Here is a 19,573-nt window from a genome sequence, read left to right as displayed (position 1 = left end):
TCCCTATTTACCGGCGACGACGTGCACCTCGAGCGATGCTAGCCTCGGCCTCATCTGCGCAGTAAGTAGGAAATCCCCTAGCACCCCCCTAGGACCCCCCTATCCTCGCGCCCTGAAGTCCTTTCCCCCGGTCGAGGAGTTTTGCGGAGCAGCACCGGTGGCTAATCTTTGACCACCGGCCCGGCAGAGAAGCCCGCACAAAAGCCGGTTCTTTTCCGCCACACGTTTTACGTACTCCTCGGAGGGGCATTCCCATGACTCAGGCGCAGCAGACGGTGGACCTCCCAGGCTCCGTGTTCACCGGCCTGACCGAAGTCAGCGAGATCGCGGCCACCGAAAACGTTCTCGGAGTCGTCAACTACACCACCGAGTGCACGGACCCGCGTGTGGAAAATGGCCTTCTGACGCTGAACCTGCACATGGCCGCCGACCTCGGCGAGGCATTCGCGGAGGTGTGGACGACCAGCCGCCCGGTCGAGACGGGCGAGCACCACGGAATCGTTTACGCCCACGACGGCGAGTACCTGCTCGTCGCCGGCCGCATCGCCCCGACGGGCCGCTACACCGAGGACACCCGCGCGGCCTACGTCGCGGCGCTGGACCTGATGGACACCCTCGGTTACAAGAACTGCTTCCGCATGTGGAACTTCATCAACGACATCAACGCCGACAACGCCGAGGGCCTCGAGATCTACCGGGACTTCTGCAAGGGCCGCGCGGAGGCGTTCGAGCTCTTCTGCTTCGGCGACTCGGAGGTGCCGAGCGCGACCGGAATCGGCTCGCTGGGCGGCGGGATCGCGTTCTACTTCCTCGCCTCCCGCTCCGCCGCGCTGACGTCGGTGGAGAACTCCAAGCAGATGGCCGCCTACCACTACCCGCGGCAGTACGGCCCGCGCCCGCCCAAGTTCGCGCGGGCCACCTACCTCGCCACCACGCACACCGACCGCAGGTCAGGGCAGATCTACGTGGCCGGCACCGCCAGTATCCGCGGGCACGAGACGCTGCACCACGGCGACATCGCGGCACAGGTGAAGCTGTCGCTGGACAACATCGAGCACCTCATTTCCGACGAGAACCTGGCCGGTTACGAGATCGTCCAGGGCAATTCCTTGCTGAACCTCGACAACATCAAGGTCTACGTCCGTCACCGCTCCGACATCCCGGCCGTGCGCGAGATGTGCGAGGAGCGTTTCTCCCCGAACGCTCGCATCCAGTACCTGAACGTCGACGTGTGCCGCGCCGATCTCCTCGTGGAGATCGAGGGCATCGTCGCCTGAAACGTCCAGCGGAACCAGCTACAGGAGCGAGAACAATGCCTCAGACGGTGAAGCTGACGGAGTTCACGCACACCCGGACCGCCGCCCCGTGGATGACGTTGCCCGCGACGCAGCAGCCCCATTGGCACCACCACCCCGAGTACGACCTGATCGAGGCCGAACTGTCCGGCGCACTGCCCCTGGTCGCCCATTCCGAAATTCGCGAGGCGAAGCGCGCGCTCGGTCTCGCCGCGCTCGGCGAGGCGCGTGTGCTGCAGCTCGGCGACTGCGCCGAGTCCTTTTCCGACGCCGACCCGGTGACAACTTTCCGAAAGGTGCGCAACATCCAGGCGATCGCTTCCCGGCTGGCGGAACGCACCGGCCAGGAGGTGGCACGTTTCGGACGCATGGCGGGCCAGTACGCGAAGCCTCGTTCGAACAACTTCGAAACGGTGGGCGGGGTCGATCTGCCGTCGTTCCGCGGTGAGCTGGTCAATTCGTTCGAGACCGAAAATGAGGCCCGGCGGCACGACCCCGAACGAATGCTGATGGCCTACGACGCGTCGGCCGCCGTCATCCGAGAAGTGCGCACCCATTGGACGGGAAGTGTCGAGGAACTGTCCGGTGGCCCGTGGGTAGCTCACGAGGCATTGGTGCTGGATTACGAAAACGCGCTCATCCGGACGGACGAACGCACCGGCGAGCAGTTCCTCACCTCGACGCACTTCCCGTGGATCGGTGAACGCACCCGCCAGCTCGACCACGCGCACGTCAGCATGTTCGCGGCGATCGCGAACCCGATCGGCTGCAAGATCGGCCCGACCGCGGACCCGGAGACCGTCGTGCGGTTGTGCCAGCTGCTCGACCCGCACCACACGCCGGGCCGGCTGACGTTGATCGTGCGCATGGGACGCGAGGACATCCACGTCGCGCTGCCGCCGATCGTGCGGGCCGTGCAGCGCGCGGGCCACCCCGTCGTGTGGCTGTCGGATCCCATGCACGGCAACACGGTCACGACCGAGTCTGGGCGAAAGACTCGACATGTCAGCCATATCATCGAGGAGGCCACGGCGTTCCGACACATCCTGGAGACCGAGGGCGCGCACGCGGCCGGCTTGCACCTGGAAATGGCCGCGACCGACGTGACGGAGTGCGTCGGCGGGCCTGTCCCCGACGAGAAGGCTCTCTCCGAGCGCTACGAGACCCTCTGCGACCCACGGCTGAACCCCGCTCAGGCACTCGGAGTGATCGACTCGGTTTTCTGACCCGCAGACAGGGAAGACAGATGACGTCACCGCAGCCGACCGGCCGGGCTGCAGCCACCACCGCGGACGTCGCGGTGGTGGGCTGCGGCCCGGTCGGCCTCGTTCTGTCCATCCTCCTCGCGCACAAGGGATGGCGGGTCGTCATCCTGGAGAAGTACCGCGGCCAGTACCCGTTCCCGCGCGTCGTCGCGTTCGACGGGGAGACCGCGCGTTCGTTCGCCTCCGCCGGCATCGGCGCCCAGTTGATGGAGCTCGGCGAACCGCTGGGGCAGTACATGTTCCAGAACGCCGAGGGCCGCGAGCTGTTCTCGTTCGAGGCACCGTACGAGCCGGGCCGCGACGGCTGGCCGATCGCGACCGTCATGCACCAGCCGACGTTCGAGAAGGCGTTGCGCGAGCACGTCGCCACGCTGCCGAACATCACGACTTTGTTCGGGCACAAGGTCGAGGCCATCACCGACCACGGCACGCACGTCTCGCTGACCGCCCCCGGACCTGATCACGAGGGCGACGTCACGGCGTCGTGGGTCGTCGGCTGCGACGGCGCGAACAGCTTCGTGCGCGACGTCATGGGCACGAAGATGATCGACCTGAACTTCAAGCACGACTGGCTGCTGGTCGACGTGGTCTTCCACGAGAAGCGGGCGTTCCGCCCCAACGACGTGCAGGTGTGCGACCCGGCCCGGCCCACCACGATCGTCGCGTCCGGCCGCGGGCACCGACGGTGGGAGTTTATGCGGCTACCCGGCGAGTCGATCGAGGAACTGTCCACTGTGGAACGCATGTGGGAGCTGCTCAAGCCCTACGACGTCACGCCGGACAACGCCGACCTGACCCGCAACATCGTCTACACGTTCCAGGCCGCGATGGCGGACAGGTGGCGCGACGGCAGGATGCTGCTGGCCGGCGACTCCGCGCACCTCATGCCGCCGTTCGCCGGGCAGGGCATGTGTTCGGGCATCCGGGACGCGGCGAACCTGGCGTGGAAGCTCGACCTCGTGCTGCGGGACGTCGCCGACGACACGTTGCTCGACGCGTACCAGGCCGAACGCGCCTTGCAGGTGCGGCACACCATCGAGATGTCCATCGAGGTGGGCAAGATCGTGTCCGAGCTCGACCCCGTCGCCGCCGCGCGTCGCGACGCGTTCCTGCTCGCCATGCAGGCCAAGCCCGAGGGCGTCGATCTCGCTCCGTCCGCCTACGCGCTGGAAGACGGCGTAGTTCGGCGGGGTGCCGACGGGATTTCGTTGCCGCACGGCGAACTGTCGCCGCAGGGTGTGGTGGCGCGTGGGACGGTGCGGGACCGGTTCGACGAGGTCGTCGGACGCGGCTGGCACCTGATCACGACGCTGGACCCGTACGACGCGCTGGGTGAGGACGAGCTCGACTTCCTCAAGACGCTGGGGACGCACCTGGTGCGAGTGATGCCCGCCGGGATTCCACCGAAGATCGCTCGGGCGCACGAGGTCGTGGACGTGGAGCGGTTGTATCTGCCCTGGCTGGCCGGGCACCGGAAGGTGGCGGCGCTGGTGCGGCCGGACTACTACGTGTTCGGGTTCGCGCAGGACCGCGCGGACCTGCCCCAGCTGGTGCGGGAACTGAAGGCGCAGCTACCGCTGCTCTGAGCCGCCACGCTGACGCAGGGGTACCCCGGCCAGGACAGGGTGTCGGCAAAGTCGTGTCCGGCCGGCTGATGGCGTCTGCAAGGACTCCGTCGGCGAATCCTGACGGTGCGACGAGGCCGCCAATTCGAGGAAGCTGCGGAAACGCTCTGATGTGCTGGCCGCACCAGGTTGGTTGTAGATAAGCGCCGATGACATCGTCTTGGCGTCAATAGGTCGTCGCAACACCCCTCTGATCTGGTCAGAACACCCCAACTACAGCCAACTTGCCTGTTCACGTCCGTGAGAGCACAACCATCAGGTTGGCGAACCGGCACCGGCCCTGCTTCCGGCAGCCGCTCCCGGCTTCGCCAACGGCGTCTGCAAGTACCACCAACTCAAGATCAACCAGCACTTTTCCACCGCCAACTCGCGGTGCATCGGCCGCACCGGCGCACCGAAGGTCCGCCAGAGGACGAACCAGTTGGGTGTAACTGGCGGCGATTCGATCAAGAGTTGGTGGTACTTGCAGACGCCAAGCCCAGCAGGGCGACTTTGCCGGGGCCCTGCCCGGCCAGGGGACCCCTGCTTCTCATTCTCCAGGCAGGTCTGACAACGGGCGTTCGCCGAGGTCACCGCCGCCCGGCGGAGCGGGCGGCCAGATCGGCGCAGTCGTGCCCGGGATACTCAGGCCGTGCTCGGCAGGTACGAGTGCAGGTCGGCCGGCAGATCCTTGCGGTACTTGACGTTCAGCTTCCGGTACACCCGCGTCAGGTGCTGCTCGATCGTCGACGGCGTGATGTACAGCTTCGACGCGATCTCCCGGTTCGTGTATCCCACGGCCGCCAGCGCCGCCACCCGTCGTTCGGCATCCGTCAGCGTGGCAATGGGATCGACCGGCTTGTCCTCGGCCGGCGTGTCCTCGGCGTCGCCCTTTCCCCTGGAGGGCAACAACTCCTCGCACAGCTCGGCCGCGTCGCAGACGTTCGCGACGTGCCAGGCACGGCGAGCCACCGTCCACGCCCGCCGGTGCTCCCGCAGAGCCTGGTGCGCCTTGGAGAGGTCGGCGAGAGCGCGGGCGAGTTCGTACTGGTCCCCGTACTCCTCCAGCACCGCCACGGCGTCCTGTAACAGCTGCGGCCGGTTGTGCGGCTGGTTGGTGGCGGCCAGCAACCGCAACGCCACGCCGCGAGTGCGGGAGGCGTCCGGTCCGAGCCGCGCCAGCTGCTCGTTGATCAGCCGCTTGGCCTCGTCACGGTTGGCGCCGTGCAACAGCCAGGCTTCCGCTGCCGAGGTTCGCCACGGCACCACTCCCGGCTGGTCCACACCCCACGAGGTCATCAGCTCGCCGCAGGACAGGAAGTCCGCGAGCGCCGCGTAGTGCCGTGACGTGGCCAAGTAGTGGTGGCCGCGCGCGTACAGGTAGTACAGCCCGTACCGGGACTGGAACATCGCCTCGGGCACGGGTTGTTCCAGCAGCGCCGCGGCTTCCTCGTGCCGCCCCCGCTTCGTGGCGGCGTTGATCAGGATGCCCAGCGGCATGCCCACCGCCACACCCCAGCCGCCGGCGGGCATGAGGTCCAGCGCGTTCTGCGCGTGGTCGAACGCCGAGGCGAGATCGCCGCGCCGCAGCGACACCTCCGCCCGCACGCTCGAGAAGAACGCCTGTGCCACCACGAGGTTCTTGGCCCGCGTCTCCTCCAGCAGCCGGTCGCACCACTGCGCGGCGACGTCGAGCCGGTCCGCGTACACCAGGGCCTGCAACGCGAGCATCGCCGACTCCGGCCCCCACGACCCGCTGTCCGACGGTCGCGCGGCCTGCAGGACGTGCTCGGCATCGGTCGCGGACTCGTCGTTGGGGCCGTAGGTCAGCACGTTCGCCAGTGCGGTGACCGCTTTCAGCATCGGCCCGGACGTCAGGCTGACCGTCCGCGCCTTCACCGGCTCCGCCTGGGGACGCCGTGCCAGCGTCGGATGCGAGCAGGCCAGCCACAGCTCCATCGCCCGCACGCCGTTGCCGGACGACCGCCGGACCCGGTCCATGGCCTCGGTGGCCTCGTCGACCTGGCCGTTCCACAGCATCGGCTGCACCAGCGACGTCACGTCACGATCGGAGAGCTGCCCGGCCCGCATCGCCGGCACCACCGTGCCGAGCCGGCGTCCGGCGGCGGACGGGTTGACGCGCCATTCCACCCGGACGAGCTTCGCCGCGATGGCCGCCCGCCCGTGCACCTCGACGCACGCCCGATGCGCCAGTTCCAGATACCGCAACGCCGTGTCGATCTGCTCGTCGCGCAACGCGTGCTCGGCGGCTTCCTCGAACACCGGCACCATCCACGGGTTCTCGGAGTGGTCGGCCATGACCAGGTAGGGCGCCACCTCGGTCGCGGGCGCGCCCTCGTCGTGCAGCAGCAGCGCCGCCCCGAGGTACATCTCCTTGCGGTCCTGAGTGGACAGATCGTCCAGGACCGCGCCGCGGGCGGCCGGGTCGCGGAACCAGCCGTCGGACACCAGACCGGCCTCGTTCATCACGTCCAGCGCGGAGTCGACGGCCTCGGCGTCGACACGGGCCAAGCGGCTCAACGACTCGCGCGTCGCGTTCTCGCCCGTCACGGCCAGTGCCCGCGCGACCGGCAGCACGTGGTGGTCGCAGCGGTGCAGGCAGCTGACCAGCGCGCGCCGGTAGCCGGGGCCGATGACGAGGCCGCCGTCGTCGCGCGGCTTGCACAGCCGCTGGTCGTCGAGGAGCGACCGGACCAGCAACGGGTTGCCGCCTGTCAGCCTCATCGCGTCCGCGGCGTGCCGAGGCGCCTCGAACAGCTCGTCCAGAGCACCGAGCGGGGCCAGCCCGACGTCCCGGCAGTGCGGATGCCGCAGGAGTTCGGTGTGCAGCGGGGTGTGCGCGGCGCGCGGGGACGCGGTCTCGGTCAGCATCAGCAGCACCTTGGCCTGGCCGAGCCGCCGGATCAGGTAGAGCAGCCAGTGCATCGACGACGAGTCGGCGTGCTGCACGTCGTCGATGCCGATCACCAGCGGTGTCTCGGCCGTGAGGTCCAGCAGCGCGATGCACAGCGCGTGCAGCTGCCGTGCCGAAGGGCCGTCGCTGGACCGTGCGGCGGCGTCGAGGAGTTCGCCCACCTCCGCCGGAACGTCCAGCGGGTGGAAGATCTGGCCGACCACACCGAAAGGCAGATCTCTTTCGAACGCCGAACAGGTCGCCTTCACGAAGGTGACGCCGGACGCCTCGCCGAACGCGTGCAGCAGCTCGGTCTTCCCGCTCGCCACCGGACCGGTGAGCAGCGCGACCCTTCCGGATCCTGACAGGGAGTCCGTCAACAGCGTCTCCAGAGAGGCCCACTGGTCGTCGCGCTCGATGAGTCCCGCGAGCCTCGCCCTGCTGATGCTGTTGTCGGACGTCCTGGTCATGATGATGTACCTCTCGCCACGACGAGTCGGACACGAGCGTCGCAGGTGTACACATCCTCATGAAATCGATACGCGCCGGTTCTAGGTGTTCTCCTGGAGGTGGGGCGTCACCCGGGACACACGCCCGCGCCGTCCGGCAGGCTCGCTCTCACTAGGTGTCAGCCCGAGGGGTGAAGTCCATGAGCCAGCGGCCGATCCTGTTCGTCAGCCTGCCGGAGAGCGGCCTGCTCAACCCGATGCTCGTGCTAGCGGAGGAACTGTCGCGCCGCGGTGTCGAGAACCTGTGGTTCGCCACCGACGACAAGGCCCGCGAGGAGGTCGAGGCCGCCGCCGTCGGCTCGCCGATCGAGTTCTTCTCGCTGGGCGAGGTGATCCCGGAGATGTCGTCGGTGACCTGGCCGGACGACGTCTACGCGAAGGTGACGCAGCGGTCGCGGTTCAAGGCGCGCAAAGCCGTCATCGAGCAGACACATCGGCCGGAGCTGCGGATCCCCAAGTACCGCAGGCTCGCCGAGCTCGTCGACGAGATCCAGCCGGCGCTGATGGTCGTCGAGTCGATGTGCATGTTCGGCTACGAGGTCGCGATCACCAAGGGCATCCCGTACGTGCTCAGCGACCCGTTCGTGCCGTCGAACCTCGTGACGTCGGCGGTACCGATCGGCCCTTCCTACACGCCGAAGGACTTCCCGCGCCCGCACACCGGCCTGCCCGCGGACATGTCGTGGACGCAGCGCTGGGCCAACCGGCTCTTCGGCTGGCGCACCCTCGCGACCGCGTTCTCGAAGGAGAACAAGGAACGCAACGCGCGGAACGGGAAGGTCGTCGCCGAGCTCGGCATCTCGCCGGAGGCGCTCGGCCAGTTCGCGCGGGTCGAGAAGTCCGAGCTGGTTCTGTGCTACTCGATCCCGGAGATGGACTACCCGTTCGACCTCCCGGAGAAGATCCGCACGGTCGGCGCGCTGGTGCCGCCGCTGCCGCAGGCGGAGCCCGGTGAGCTCGGCGAGTGGCTGGACGCGCAGAAGTCCGTGGTGTACATGGGGTTCGGCACGATCACCCGGCTGACCCGCGCCCAGGTCGAGGCGTTCGTCCAGGTGGCGCGCCGGCTGGAGGGCACGCACTCGGTGCTGTGGAAGCTGCCGCGCGACCAGCAGAAGTTCCTGCCCGCACAGCTCCCACCGAACCTGCGGATCGAGACGTGGGTTCCGTCGCAGCTGGACGTGCTGGCGCATCCGAGCGTCAAGCTGTTCTTCACGCACGCGGGCGGAAACGCCTACACGGAAAGCATTTACTTCGGCAAGCCGATGGTGTCCCGGCCGCTGTGGGTCGACTGCTACGACCAGGCCGTGCGGGCGGAGAGCTTCGGTGTCGGGCTGACGCTGGACAAGCCGCACACCGTCGACCCGGCCGACGTCGTGGACAAGCTCACCCGCGTCCTGGGCGACCCGGCGTTCCGCGAGAACGCCGAACGTCTCGCCGCGCTGCAGCACGCCGCCGGTGGCCGCAAGACCGCCGCCGACCTGATCCTCTCCCTTCCCGCGCTGTCCTCGAAGTGAGTTGACGATGAGCTACCGCTACCCCGTTTCGATGCCTTCGTTGCGCGGCAACGAGCTCGAGTACACGACGAAGGCCGTGACGGACGGCTGGATCTCCTCGCAGGGCCCCTACGTGCCGCAGTTCGAGGAGGCTTTCGCCGCCTACAACAACGTGAAGTACGGCGTCGCCTGCTCGTCCGGCACGACAGCGCTGACGCTCGCGTTGCGCGCGTTGGGAGTCGGTCCCGGCGACGAGGTGATCGTGCCGGAGTTCACGATGATCGCCTCCGCGTGGGCCGTGACCTACACCGGTGCGACGCCCGTGTTCGTCGACTGCGCGGACGATCTGAACATCGACGTGACGAAGATCGAGGAGAAGATCACCCCGCGCACCAAGGTGATCATGCCGGTGCACATCTACGGCAGACAGTGCGACATGGAGCCGATCCTCGAGCTCGCCTACGAGTACAACCTGCGCGTGGTCGAGGACTCGGCCGAGGCGCACGGCGTGAAGCCGACCGGTGACATCGCGGCGTTCTCGCTGTTCGCCAACAAGATCATCACGTCCGGCGAGGGCGGTGTCTGCCTCACGAACGATCCGCACCTGGCGCGGCAGATGGCGCATCTGCGCGGGATGGCGTTCACGCGCGACCACAGCTTCCTGCACAAGAAGCTCGCCTACAACTTCCGGATGACGAACCTGCAGGCCGCGGTCGCGCTCGCCCAGACGGAACGTCTCGACGAGATCATCGCGACGCGCGCACAGATCGAGAAGCGGTACGACGAGGGACTGCGGGGCATCGAAGGGATCACCCTCATGCCGCCGCGTGACGTGTTGTGGATGTACGACCTGCGCGCGGAACGCCGTGAGGAGCTCAGGGGGTTCCTCGCGGAGAAGGGCATCGAGACGCGCCTCTTCTTCAAGCCCATGAGCCGGCAGCCCGGCTATCTCGACCCGGTGTGGCCGTCGCTGAACGCGAACCGGTTCGCCGAGGACGGGTTGTACCTCCCCACCCACACCGAGCTGACCGAAGACGACCAGGACTACATCGTGGGGCAAGTCCGCCAGTTCTACGAGGGATGACATGAGCACTGACGCCGCCGAACTGGTCCCTTTCATGTTGCGCCGTCCTGGTGCGCCCTTCCCTCCCCCCGAGTACGAGGAGTTCCGCACCAAACCCGGCCTGGTGAAGGCCGCGTTGCCGTCCGGTGAGACCGTGTGGCTGGTCACCAGGCACGAGGAGGTGCGCGCGGTGCTCACCGACCCGCGCATCAGCTCGAACCCGACGCACGAGGGCTTTCCACGTCCGTCGCGCACCGTGGGCGCGCCGTCCGCCGACGAGGTGCCCGGCTGGTTCGTGTCGCTGGACCCGCCCGACCACAACAGGTTCCGCAAGGCGCTGATCCCCGAGTTCACGGTGCGCCGCATCAGGTCGTTGCGCCCGGCGGTCGAGGAGATCGTCGACCGCGCGATCGACCAGATGCTGGCTCGCGGTGACACGGCCGAGCTCGTCGAGGACTTCTCCCTGACGGTGCCGTCGCTGGTGATCTCGTCCCTGCTGGGAGTGCCCAAAGTGGACCGCGACTTCTTCGAGGAGAAGACGAAGGTCCTCGTGACGCTGACGTCGACCGACGAGGAACGGGACAAGGCGTCCGAACATCTGTTGCGCTACATCAACCGGCTGATCACGATCAAGTCCAAGCGCCCAGGTGACGATCTGATCAGCAGGCTGCTGCAGGGCGGTCTGCTGACGCCCCAGGAGCTTTCCGGCGTCTCGATGCTGCTGCTGATCGCGGGGCACGAGACGACGGCGAACAACATCTCGCTCGGTGTCGTCACGTTGCTGCAGCAGAAGCAGTGGATCGGCGACGAGCGGATGATCGAGGAGCTGCTGCGCTACCACTCGGTGGCCGACCTGGTGGCGTTGCGCGTGGCGATCGAGGACGTCGAGATCGGCGGGCAGCTGGTCCGGGCAGGAGAGGGCATCGTGCCGCTCGTGGCCGGCGCGAACCACGACCCGGAGATGTTCGAACGGCCACACGAGTTCGACCCGTCCCGCTCGGCCACGGGACACGTGGCGTTCGGGTACGGCGTGCACCAGTGCCTCGGCCAGAACCTGGTGCGGCTGGAGATGGACGTCGCCTACCGCGGCCTGTTCCGGCGGATCCCGACGCTGGAGGTCGCGGTGCCGCTGGAGGAGCTGCGGTTCAAGTACGACGGAGTCCTCTTCGGACTCCACGCGCTACCTGTGCGCTGGTAATTCTTGGAGGACTTCGATGGCTCGGATCAGTGTGGACACCGGCAAGTGCATCGGCTCGGCGCAGTGCGTGCTGGCCGCGCCGGACGTGTTCGACCAGGACGACGACGGGTTCGTCACCGTGCTCGACTCCACGCCGTCAGGTGAGGCGGAGGCGACCGCGCGCACGGCCAGTGGCATCTGCCCGGCGCAGGCGATCACCGTGCACGACTAACGGCCGCGGCGGGGTTTCGCGCGCTTGGCGGGTTGTTTCCGCTGCGCGGGCGCGGGACCTCGCCGCTGCTGCTGCCTGGGTGGCTGCTTCTTCTCGACCGGCTCGGGTGCGGGCCCGCGGGTGCTGTTGACCGTGCGGCCGCGGACGATGCCGATCATGTGCTCGACCAGCTCGGGGTTCTCGTCGCGGATCGGGAACGCGAGCGCCACCCGTGACTGCGGGGCGTCTGCGAGCGCCACGTACTTGAGGTCCTTGCGGTGGTGCAGGCGGGCCAGCGACTGCGGCACGACCAGCAGCCCGACCCCGGCGGCCACGATCTCGACGGCGTCCGCCGTGGTCTCCGGCCGCTCGACGGGCGGTTGCCCTGGGAGTTCGTCCCACTGCAGCGTGTCGTCGAGCGGCTGCCAGAGCACGTGCTCCTTCAGGTCCTCAAGGGACAGTTCGTCGGCGGCGGCGAACTCGTGGTCCTTGGGGAACACGACGACGGTGGTCTCGGTGTAGAGCGGGATGGCGTGCAGGTCCTCGCGGTCGCCGGGCAGCCTGAGCAGCGCGGCGTCGGCCTCGCCGGAGCGCACCCTGGCCGCGGCTTCGGCGACGGTCACCTGTACGAGGGTCAGCTCGGTCTCCGGCAGGCGCTCCTGCCAGACCCGTGCCCACTTGCCCGGCGTCACACCTGGGACGTACGCGAGCGTGAACGATCCGGTCACGTGCTGAGGCTACCGGACGCAGCCGTTACGCTGTGTGGCACTACTCTGGGCGCTTATGAAGTCCGAGCAGACCATGAAGCCCGCCACCGCCGCCAAGAAACTGGGCGTGTACCTCGAGGCCACGCCCGAGGAGTTCCAGGCGGGTGTCGTGTCGCGCGACGAGCTGAACGAGCTGCAGGCGAACCCGCCGGAGTGGCTGCGCGAGCTGCGCCGCAACGGGCCGCACCCCAAGCAGCTCATCGCGCAGAAGCTCGGCATCTCGACGTCCGGCCTGGTGCGCGCGGGCATCACCGAGGCGCTGACCACGGACCAGATCAACGCGATCAAGGACGAGAACCCGGACTGGCTGGTCCGCGAGCGCGAGACCTACAAGGAGTTCAAGGCCGAAGAGGCGCGCCTCAGGGAGAAGGCGCGCCTCGAAGCCGACGAGGCCTAGCAGCGCTTTTCGGTCTCGCCCGCCCAGGTCACGTCGCCGCCGCGGCCGGCCGCGCCGTAACCCTTGGTGCACTTGTCGACGGTGTGGAGACCGTCCGACCACACCTCGCGGTCGTTCGCCGGGTCGACGTTGTAGCCCTTGAGGACGCCCTCGACGTAGAGGCCGGCGCCCGCGGTGAAGCCGCGATGTGTGCTCGCCCACGACTCCCACACCCAGGTGTAGCCGTAGTTCTTGTCGCAGCCGAGGAACTGCTTGACCGACATGACGGTGTTGCCGCGGTTGTCCTTGACGATCTTGGTCGCGCCGATCTGCGTGACACGGGAGCAGCCGGGCGCGGTCTCCGCGGTCGCCGGGGTGCCGCCGAGCAGCGCGATACCGGCGGCCAGGCCCACGGTGAGCACAACGCTCTTCAACTTCGTTGCCATGGTTGAGCACCGTGTCAGCGCGCGCTGACACGGTGCTGACAGGTGACGCCTGTCACCAGGTGAGCGGGAACTTCTCCAGGCCACCGGCGAGGCGGCCGCCGGGGTGGGACTCGAGCTCCGACTCCGGCACGGCGAGCCGCAGCGTCGGCAGGCGTTCGAACAGGGTCGTGAACGCGACGGCGAGGATGATCCGGACGAGCGGGGCGCCGGTGCAGTGCCGCATGCCGTGGCCGAACGTGAAGTGGTGGTTGGGCGCTCGGGTGACGTCGAACCGGTGCGGGTCGTCGAAGGCGCGCGGGTCGAAGTTGGCGAGGCTGAAGTCCAGCATCACGAGGTCGCCCTCCTTGATCGTGACGCCGCCGATCTCGATGTCCTCGCTGGCGTAGCGGGGCAGGACGGGCGAGCTGATCGTGGCACGCATGACCTCGTCGACGGCCTGGGCCATGACCGTGGGGTCGGCCATGGCCTTCTCGCGCTGGTCGGGGTTGCGCAGGAACAGCAGCACACCGAAGTCGAGGTGGCTCGCGAGGCCCGCGAGACCGGTGAACAGCAGCGTGACGACGTGGAGGCCGATCTCCTCGTCGCTCAGGCCGGCTTCGACGAAACGGGAGATGACGTCGTCGCCGAGCTCCGATCGGCGCTTCTGCCCGATCTCGGCGGCGAAGCCGAACAGCGGGTCCATGCCGGACTCGGCGTGCTGCTGGTCGGACGCGCCGACGGTGTCCATCATGTCGAGGAGCCGGCGGCGGTCCTGTTCCGGGATGCCGACCATGTCGCACAACGCCTGCTGCGAGTAGTCCATCGAGTAGGCTTCGTGCAGGTCGACCGGCGGGCCCGCGGCGATGATGGCGTCGAGCTTGGCGTTCGCGATGGCCTCGACGCGTTCTTTGCGTTCGATGACGCGGCGGGCGGCGAAGCTCCTGGTGTAGAGGACGCGTTTCTTCTCGTGGCGCTCCTTCTCGACCTCGATGTCGTCGCTGGTGACGAGCATGTCGAGCATGGGGTTGCGCATGAACCTCGGCGCGGTGGCCGGGTCCTTGTGACTGCGGCCGAGCTTGTTGTTCTGCAGCAGCGACTTCACCTCGGCGTGGCGGGTGACGAGCCAGCCCTCGTCTCCCGCGGGCGTCCGGATGCGGCACACCGGCGCCTGCTCCTGCAACTGCAGCCGCAGTTCGCTGAACGTCAGGATCGACGGCAGTTCGACCCCGATCAGGGGCAGTTCCTGCGATGTGGTCATCGGACGCCTTCCAGTTTCTCGATACGGGTGCTGAGCCAGTCCTCCATCACCTGCGCGACGGCACCCGCGTCCTCCTTGACCATCGCCATGTGGTCGGTGGCGACGACGCGGATCTCGTCGGCGGGCACGTCGACGTCCTGGTCGGTGGTGACGAGGTCGGTGCCCTTGACCTCGTTGGCGCAGCGGATGAGCAGCTTGGGAACCGTCGTGTGGAGGCCGGTGTCGATGATGAGCGGGAACCAGTGCGCCATCGCGGACAGGCGGGTGCTGTTCATGTTCACCGCGGGCGAGTCCATGGTGTTGAAGTAGTTCGTCGTGACGGCGTCGAAGTCCATGCCCTCGCTGGAGTTGTAGTTCATGCTCAGGGTGTCGAGCATGATCACCGCTTCCGGTGTGATGCCCCACGTCTCTTCCAGCACGGCCGCGGCGAAGTAGGCGAGGGTGCCGCCGGAGGAGTGTCCAACCAGGACGAACGGATCACCGTCCGTGCCGTTGAGGATGCTTTCGGCGACGAACCTGGCGGCGGCCTCCGTGGTGCGCGGGAGTGCTTCGCCGTCGCCGAAACCGATGAGCGGCAACGCGGAAACGTGCCGCTTGCCGCGCAGATGTGCGGCGAGCCGCGCGTACATATGGACGCCCGCGGTGGCGCCGGGGGCGCTGACGCAGACGAGTTTCGGGAGCCGGGGGCCGTCGGCGAGCGTCACGGGGCCGGGCAGGTCCTCGAGTTCGGCGGGGCTGTCGAACATGGGGCGCAGGTTGGCGACGGCCTTGAGCATCCTGAGGCCTTCGACGACCTTGCCGCTGGTGACGCTCTCCATGAACAGGCCGAAGACCGTGTCGTTCGCGTTGACGGTCATGCCGTTGCTCGTGGCGGGCCCGGCGATGGTGCCGAGCTCGGTGTCGACCCTGGTGGCGAGTGCCGCGGGGGTGCCGCTGTCGAACACGGCGCTGCCGGGGAGCTTGAGGTTGAGCATGTCGTTGAGCTGGTTGCGCAACTCGACGGCGATGAGCGAGTCGAAGCCCAGTTCCAGGAAGTTCTTCTCCGGGTCCACTGTGGACGGATCGCTGTGGCCGAGGAGGGCGGCGCAGGTGCCGATGACCAGGCCGCGGATCTCGTCCGCACGCTCGTCCGGGTCGGTGTCGCGCAACCGGTCGAGGACCGTGACGGCGGCGATCTGGCTCTGCTGCGGCAGTGTCTGCTCGTCGACGACGTCGCGCAGCAGTGGGGCGACGCGTTGCTGGTTGCGGTTGACGTGCATGGGGACGACGGCGTTCTTGTTCGCGGCGAGGGCGGCGTCGAACAGCGCGAGGCCCTGTTCGGCGGCGAGCGGGGGCATGCCGGAGCGCGTGATGCGGTCCATGGCGGCTTCGCTGAGGCCCGCGGTCATGCCGCCGTCCTGCGCCCACGGTCCCCAGGCGAGGCTGATGGTGTTCTCGCGGCTGGCGGCCAGTGCGTCCAGGTAGGCGTTGGCGGCGGCGTAGTTGCCCTGGCCGGCCGCGCCGAGGACGCCGGCGACGGAGCTGTAGAGGACGAGCAGTTTCAGGTCGTGCCGGGCGAGCAGGTGCGCGGCGTCGACCTTCGGCGTGAGGACGCTGGTGAGGCGCTCGGGGGTGAGTGCGTCGACGAGGGCGTCGTCCAGCACGCCCGCCGTGTGGACGACGGTGGTGAGGGGGTGGTCCGTGGCGGCGAAGAGGGTCTGGACGTCGTCGGCGTTGGTGACGTCGGCGGCCGCGATGGTGACGGTGGCGCCCTTGTTCTCCAGCTCCCGCTTGAGGTTCCGCGCGCCGGGTGCCTCCTCGCCGCGGCGGCTGGCGAGCAGCAGGTGCTTCACGCCGTGCCGGGTGACGAGGTGGCGGGCGAGCTCGGCGCCGAGGCCGCCGGTGCCGCCGGTGATCAGGACCGTCTCGTCCTCGGCCCACTCGTGCCTGGCCTCGGGGTTCTCGGGGAGTTCGTTGAGGCGAGCGACCTTGATCCTGCCCTCGCGGACCATGAGTTGAGGTTCGTCGCCGTTGACGAGCTCGGTGAGCAGGGCGCCGGAGACGTCGAGGCCGTCGCTGTCGACGAGCAGGAACCGGCCGGGGTTCTCGGCCTGGGCGGTGCGGACCAGGCCCCACACGGCCGCCGCGGCCAGGTCCTCGCCCGTCGCCGCGCCCCGGCTGACGAAGACGACTCGCGAGTTCTCGAACTTGTTCGCCTCCTGCAGGATGCTCAGTGCGCGCTGGGTTTCGGCGTGCACGCTTTCCGGGCTGTTGTCGCCGGTCACCGCCACGACGAACACGTCGGGCGTGGCCTGCCGCGCGGCTTCGGTGAGGGTTTCGCCGTAGCCGCTGACGGACTGGCCCGCCGCGTACAGGACGTGGGCGAGGTCGAACTCGTCGCCGCCGATGATGGCCCAGCGCGCGCCCGTCATGACCTGGGCGTCCACTGCGGACTTGACCCAGGTGACCTCGTACAGCGCCGGGCGGCTGGCGTTCGGCTGGGTGCCTGGCGCCATGGTGCTCCGCGGCCAGAAGCGCTCGGTGTCGAACGGGTAGGTGGGCAGGTCGATCCTGGTGCCGCTCTTAGGCCAGCTGATCTTGGTCCCCGTGGTGTAGAGCTTGGCCAGTGCGGTGATGAACGCCGTGACCTCGTCCTTGTCCTTGCGCATCGTCGGGATGGCGCGGTCGACGAGGGCGGCCAGGACGGCGCTCGGGCCGATCTCGACGAACGTGGCGTCGCCGATCTCCTCGACGTTGTCGGTGAAGCGGACGGTGTCGCGGACGTGGCCGACCCAGTAGTCGGATTGTTGAACAATCCCACGAGCGATCAGTGGGATCGTCGGATTGTTGAACGATATGCCTTGGATGGCCTGACGGAAGTCGTCGAGCATGGGTTCCATCAGCGGCGAGTGGAACGCGTGGCTGACGCTGAGCTGCTTGCTCTTGCGATCGTCGAATCGTTCAACAATCCTACGTGCCTCTTGTTCAACACCGGCGATGACGACGCTCGTGGGCCCGTTGATCGCGGCGATGGCGACGCCGTCGGTGAGATGCGGGGTGATCTCGTCCTCGGTGGCCTCGATCGCGATCATCACTCCGCCCGCGGGCAGCGCCTGCATGAGGCGCGCACGTTCACGGACGAGCTTGGCCGCGTCTTCGAGACTGAGAACTCCGGCGATGTGGGCGGCGGCGATCTCGCCGATGGAGTGGCCCGCGACCTTGTCCGCCTTGAAGCCGTAGCTCTCCAGCAGCCGGTACAGCGCGACCTCGAACGCGAACAGCGCCGGCTGGGTGTAGCCGGTCTGGTCGAGCTTCGCCTCGTCCTCCCACATGACCTGCTCGAGGTCGCCGGGCAGATGTTCCAGTGCCGCGTCGAGGGCTTCTTTGAACTGAGGGAACGCCTCGTACAGCTCCTTGCCCATGCCGACGCGCTGCGCGCCCTGCCCGGAGAACAACGCGGCGACCGGCTTGCGCGCCACGACACCGGTCGCGATCACGTCACCGTCGAGCACCACCGCGCGGTGGTCGAACGTCGTCGGCCTCGTGGTGAGCAACGAGTACGCGATGTCCTGCTGCTCGCCTTCGAGCTCCTTGACCTGCTCGATGCGTGCCTTCAACGCGTTCGGCGACTTCGCCGAGACGACGAACGGGTGCCTGCCCGCCAGGCCCCGGATCGACGCCGCCTGCCCGACTGCCCCCTGCCGGGCCGCCGCCGCGGTGGTCCCGGCTGGATCGATCCCGGTTGGCCCCCCTCCGGGGGAGACCGAGGTCCCCACTCCAATCGTCGCAGAGGGGTCTGACAGTTCTGGCGTGGTCGGGTCGTGAGCGGACCGTTCATGCGCGGCGTCGGGGGCCGGAGCCTCCTGGATGATCACGTGGGCGTTGGTGCCGCTCACCCCGAAGGAGGACACGCCTGCCCGGCGGGGTTTGCCGTCGCGCGGCCACGGGGTGGTCTCGGTGAGGAGGCTGACGTTGCCCGCGGACCAGTCGACGTGGGACGACGGCGCGGTGACGTGGAGGGTCGGCGGGAGGGTGTCGTGGCGGAGCGCCTCGACCATCTTGATCACGCCCGCGACGCCCGCCGCGGCCTGGGTGTGGCCGATGTTGGACTTGATCGCGCCGAGCCGCAGCGGGGTCGCGCGGTCCTGGCCGTAGGTGGCGAGGAGGGCCTCGGCCTCGATCGGATCTCCCAGCACGGTGCCGGTTCCGTGTGCTTCGACAGCGTCCACATCGGATGCGGACAGGCCCGCGGAGGCCAGCGCGGCCTTGATCACCTCGCGCTGGGCGGGGCCGTTCGGGGCAGAGAGGCCGTTGGAGGCGCCGTCCTGGTTGACCGCGCTGCCGACGACGACGGCGAGCACCGGGTGGCCGTTGCGTTGGGCGTCGGAGAGCTTCTCGACGAGCAGCACGCCGATGCCCTCCGACCAGCCGGTGCCGTCGGCGTCGTCCGAGAACGCTTTGCAACGGCCCGAAGTCGCGAGGCCACCCTGTCGGGTGAATCCGGCGAAGTTCGAGGACGTCGCCATGACCGTGACGCCGCCCGCGACCGCCAGAGAGCACTCGCCGTTGCGCAGCGCAGCAGCAGCGAGGTGCAGGGCGACCAACGAAGAAGAGCACGCGGTGTCGATCGTGACGGCGGGGCCTTCGAAGCCGAACGTGTAGGAGACGCGTCCGGAGATGACGCTGGCGGCGGTGCCCATGCCCGCGTGGCCCTCGACGTCCTCCTGGGAGGCGATCAGGACGTGGCCGTAGTCCTGGCCGTTGGTGCCGACGAAAACCCCGGTGCGGGAGCCGCGCAACGTCGTCGGGTCGATGCCCGCGCGCTCGACGGCTTCCCACGTGGTCTGCAGGAGGAGTCGTTGCTGCGGGTCCATGGCGAGGGCCTCGCGGGGCGAGATGCCGAAGAAGCCGGGGTCGAAGTCGGCTGCGTCGTAGAGGAATCCCCCCTGCAGCGTCGCGCTGGTGCCGCCGGCGAGGGTGCCGAGGTCCCAGCCGCGGTCGGTCGGGAAGCCCGTGATGGCGTCACGGCCCTGCGCGACCAGGTCCCAGAGGTCTTCCGAGGAGCGGACGTCGCCGGGGAAGCGGCAGGCGATGCCGACGATCGCGACGGGTTCGTGTTTGCCGGACTCGGCCTCCTCCAGCCGCCGGCGGGTCTGGGCGAGATCGGCGGTGACCCACTTCAGGTACTCAACGAGCTTCTCTTCGTTCGGCATCGCCGGAAACCTTCCGTCTGCTGT

The 19,573-nt window shown here is 68.4% G+C and carries 13 protein-coding genes; 8 read left to right on the top strand and 5 right to left on the bottom strand.

The annotated features are described in order from the left end of the window. Positions 1-254 precede the first annotated feature (254 nt). The 3 genes from JOD27_RS02095 to mhpA are packed head-to-tail and all read left to right on the top strand — an operon-like array spanning position 255 to position 4,146. Positions 255-1,277, top strand: a complete 1,023-nt coding sequence (locus JOD27_RS02095; protein ID WP_204760390.1) for an FkbO/Hyg5 family chorismatase — start codon at positions 255-257, stop codon at positions 1,275-1,277. Between the two features lie 35 nt (positions 1,278-1,312). Further along, positions 1,313-2,521 carry a 3-deoxy-7-phosphoheptulonate synthase gene (locus JOD27_RS02090; protein WP_204760389.1) on the top strand — a complete coding sequence of 403 codons (1,209 nt, stop codon included), beginning with the start codon at positions 1,313-1,315 and terminating at the stop codon, positions 2,519-2,521. A gap of 20 nt (positions 2,522-2,541) precedes the next feature. Next, positions 2,542-4,146 (top strand): bifunctional 3-(3-hydroxy-phenyl)propionate/3-hydroxycinnamic acid hydroxylase MhpA, encoded by a 1,605-nt coding sequence (gene mhpA / locus JOD27_RS02085; protein ID WP_204760388.1) that lies wholly within the window; start codon positions 2,542-2,544, stop codon positions 4,144-4,146. Between the two features lie 663 nt (positions 4,147-4,809). Here mhpA and JOD27_RS02080 read toward each other — a convergent pair. Then, the gene (locus JOD27_RS02080) at positions 4,810-7,548 is read right to left on the bottom strand and encodes a helix-turn-helix transcriptional regulator (protein WP_204760387.1); all 2,739 of its coding nucleotides are present in this window, start codon (positions 7,546-7,548) and stop codon (positions 4,810-4,812) included. A 179-nt stretch (positions 7,549-7,727) separates the two neighbouring features. Here JOD27_RS02080 and JOD27_RS02075 point away from each other — a divergent pair, with 179 nt between their 5' ends. From JOD27_RS02075 to JOD27_RS02060, 4 genes are read left to right on the top strand one after another with little or no spacing between them, the layout of a single operon-like run. Beyond that, the gene (locus JOD27_RS02075) at positions 7,728-9,101 is read left to right on the top strand and encodes a glycosyltransferase (RefSeq protein ID WP_204760386.1); all 1,374 of its coding nucleotides are present in this window, start codon (positions 7,728-7,730) and stop codon (positions 9,099-9,101) included. A 7-nt stretch (positions 9,102-9,108) separates the two neighbouring features. Beyond that, entirely contained in the window at positions 9,109-10,164 is a 1,056-nt protein-coding gene (locus JOD27_RS02070) for a DegT/DnrJ/EryC1/StrS family aminotransferase (RefSeq protein ID WP_204760385.1), read from the top strand. Between the two features lies 1 nt (position 10,165). Further along, a complete protein-coding gene (locus JOD27_RS02065) occupies positions 10,166-11,341 on the top strand; it encodes a cytochrome P450 (RefSeq protein WP_204760384.1) in 1,176 nt (391 codons plus the stop codon). A 16-nt stretch (positions 11,342-11,357) separates the two neighbouring features. After that, a complete protein-coding gene (locus JOD27_RS02060; RefSeq protein ID WP_204760383.1) occupies positions 11,358-11,552 on the top strand; it encodes a ferredoxin in 195 nt (64 codons plus the stop codon). Here the strand turns inward: JOD27_RS02060 and JOD27_RS02055 are convergent. Further along, positions 11,549-12,259 (bottom strand): LysR family transcriptional regulator substrate-binding protein, encoded by a 711-nt coding sequence (locus JOD27_RS02055; protein ID WP_204760382.1) that lies wholly within the window; start codon positions 12,257-12,259, stop codon positions 11,549-11,551. The genes JOD27_RS02060 and JOD27_RS02055 overlap by 4 nt on opposite strands. Before the next feature lie 73 nt (positions 12,260-12,332). Between JOD27_RS02055 and JOD27_RS02050 the strand changes: the two genes are divergently transcribed. Then, entirely contained in the window at positions 12,333-12,695 is a 363-nt protein-coding gene (locus tag JOD27_RS02050) for a DUF5997 family protein (RefSeq protein ID WP_204761126.1), read from the top strand. On the opposite strand, the gene JOD27_RS02045 is transcribed toward JOD27_RS02050, so the two are convergent. From JOD27_RS02045 to JOD27_RS02035, 3 genes are read right to left on the bottom strand one after another with little or no spacing between them, the layout of a single operon-like run. Further along, entirely contained in the window at positions 12,692-13,120 is a 429-nt protein-coding gene (locus tag JOD27_RS02045; RefSeq protein ID WP_204760381.1) for a hypothetical protein, read from the bottom strand. The two genes, JOD27_RS02050 and JOD27_RS02045, sit on opposite strands and share 4 nt — an antisense overlap. A 52-nt stretch (positions 13,121-13,172) precedes the next feature. Continuing rightward, positions 13,173-14,357, bottom strand: a complete 1,185-nt coding sequence (locus JOD27_RS02040) for a cytochrome P450 (protein ID WP_204760380.1) — start codon at positions 14,355-14,357, stop codon at positions 13,173-13,175. Next, complete coding sequence (locus tag JOD27_RS02035) at positions 14,354-19,549, bottom strand: SDR family NAD(P)-dependent oxidoreductase (protein WP_204760379.1); 5,196 nt, start codon at positions 19,547-19,549, stop codon at positions 14,354-14,356. The genes JOD27_RS02040 and JOD27_RS02035 overlap by 4 nt, the downstream gene beginning before the upstream one ends. Positions 19,550-19,573 lie beyond the last annotated feature (24 nt).

This window comes from Lentzea nigeriaca (assembly GCF_016907955.1).
Lineage (GTDB): Bacteria > Actinomycetota > Actinomycetes > Mycobacteriales > Pseudonocardiaceae > Lentzea > Lentzea nigeriaca.
Note: the sequence above shows the minus strand (reverse complement) of the source record. Positions and strands in the feature narration are given on the sequence as shown.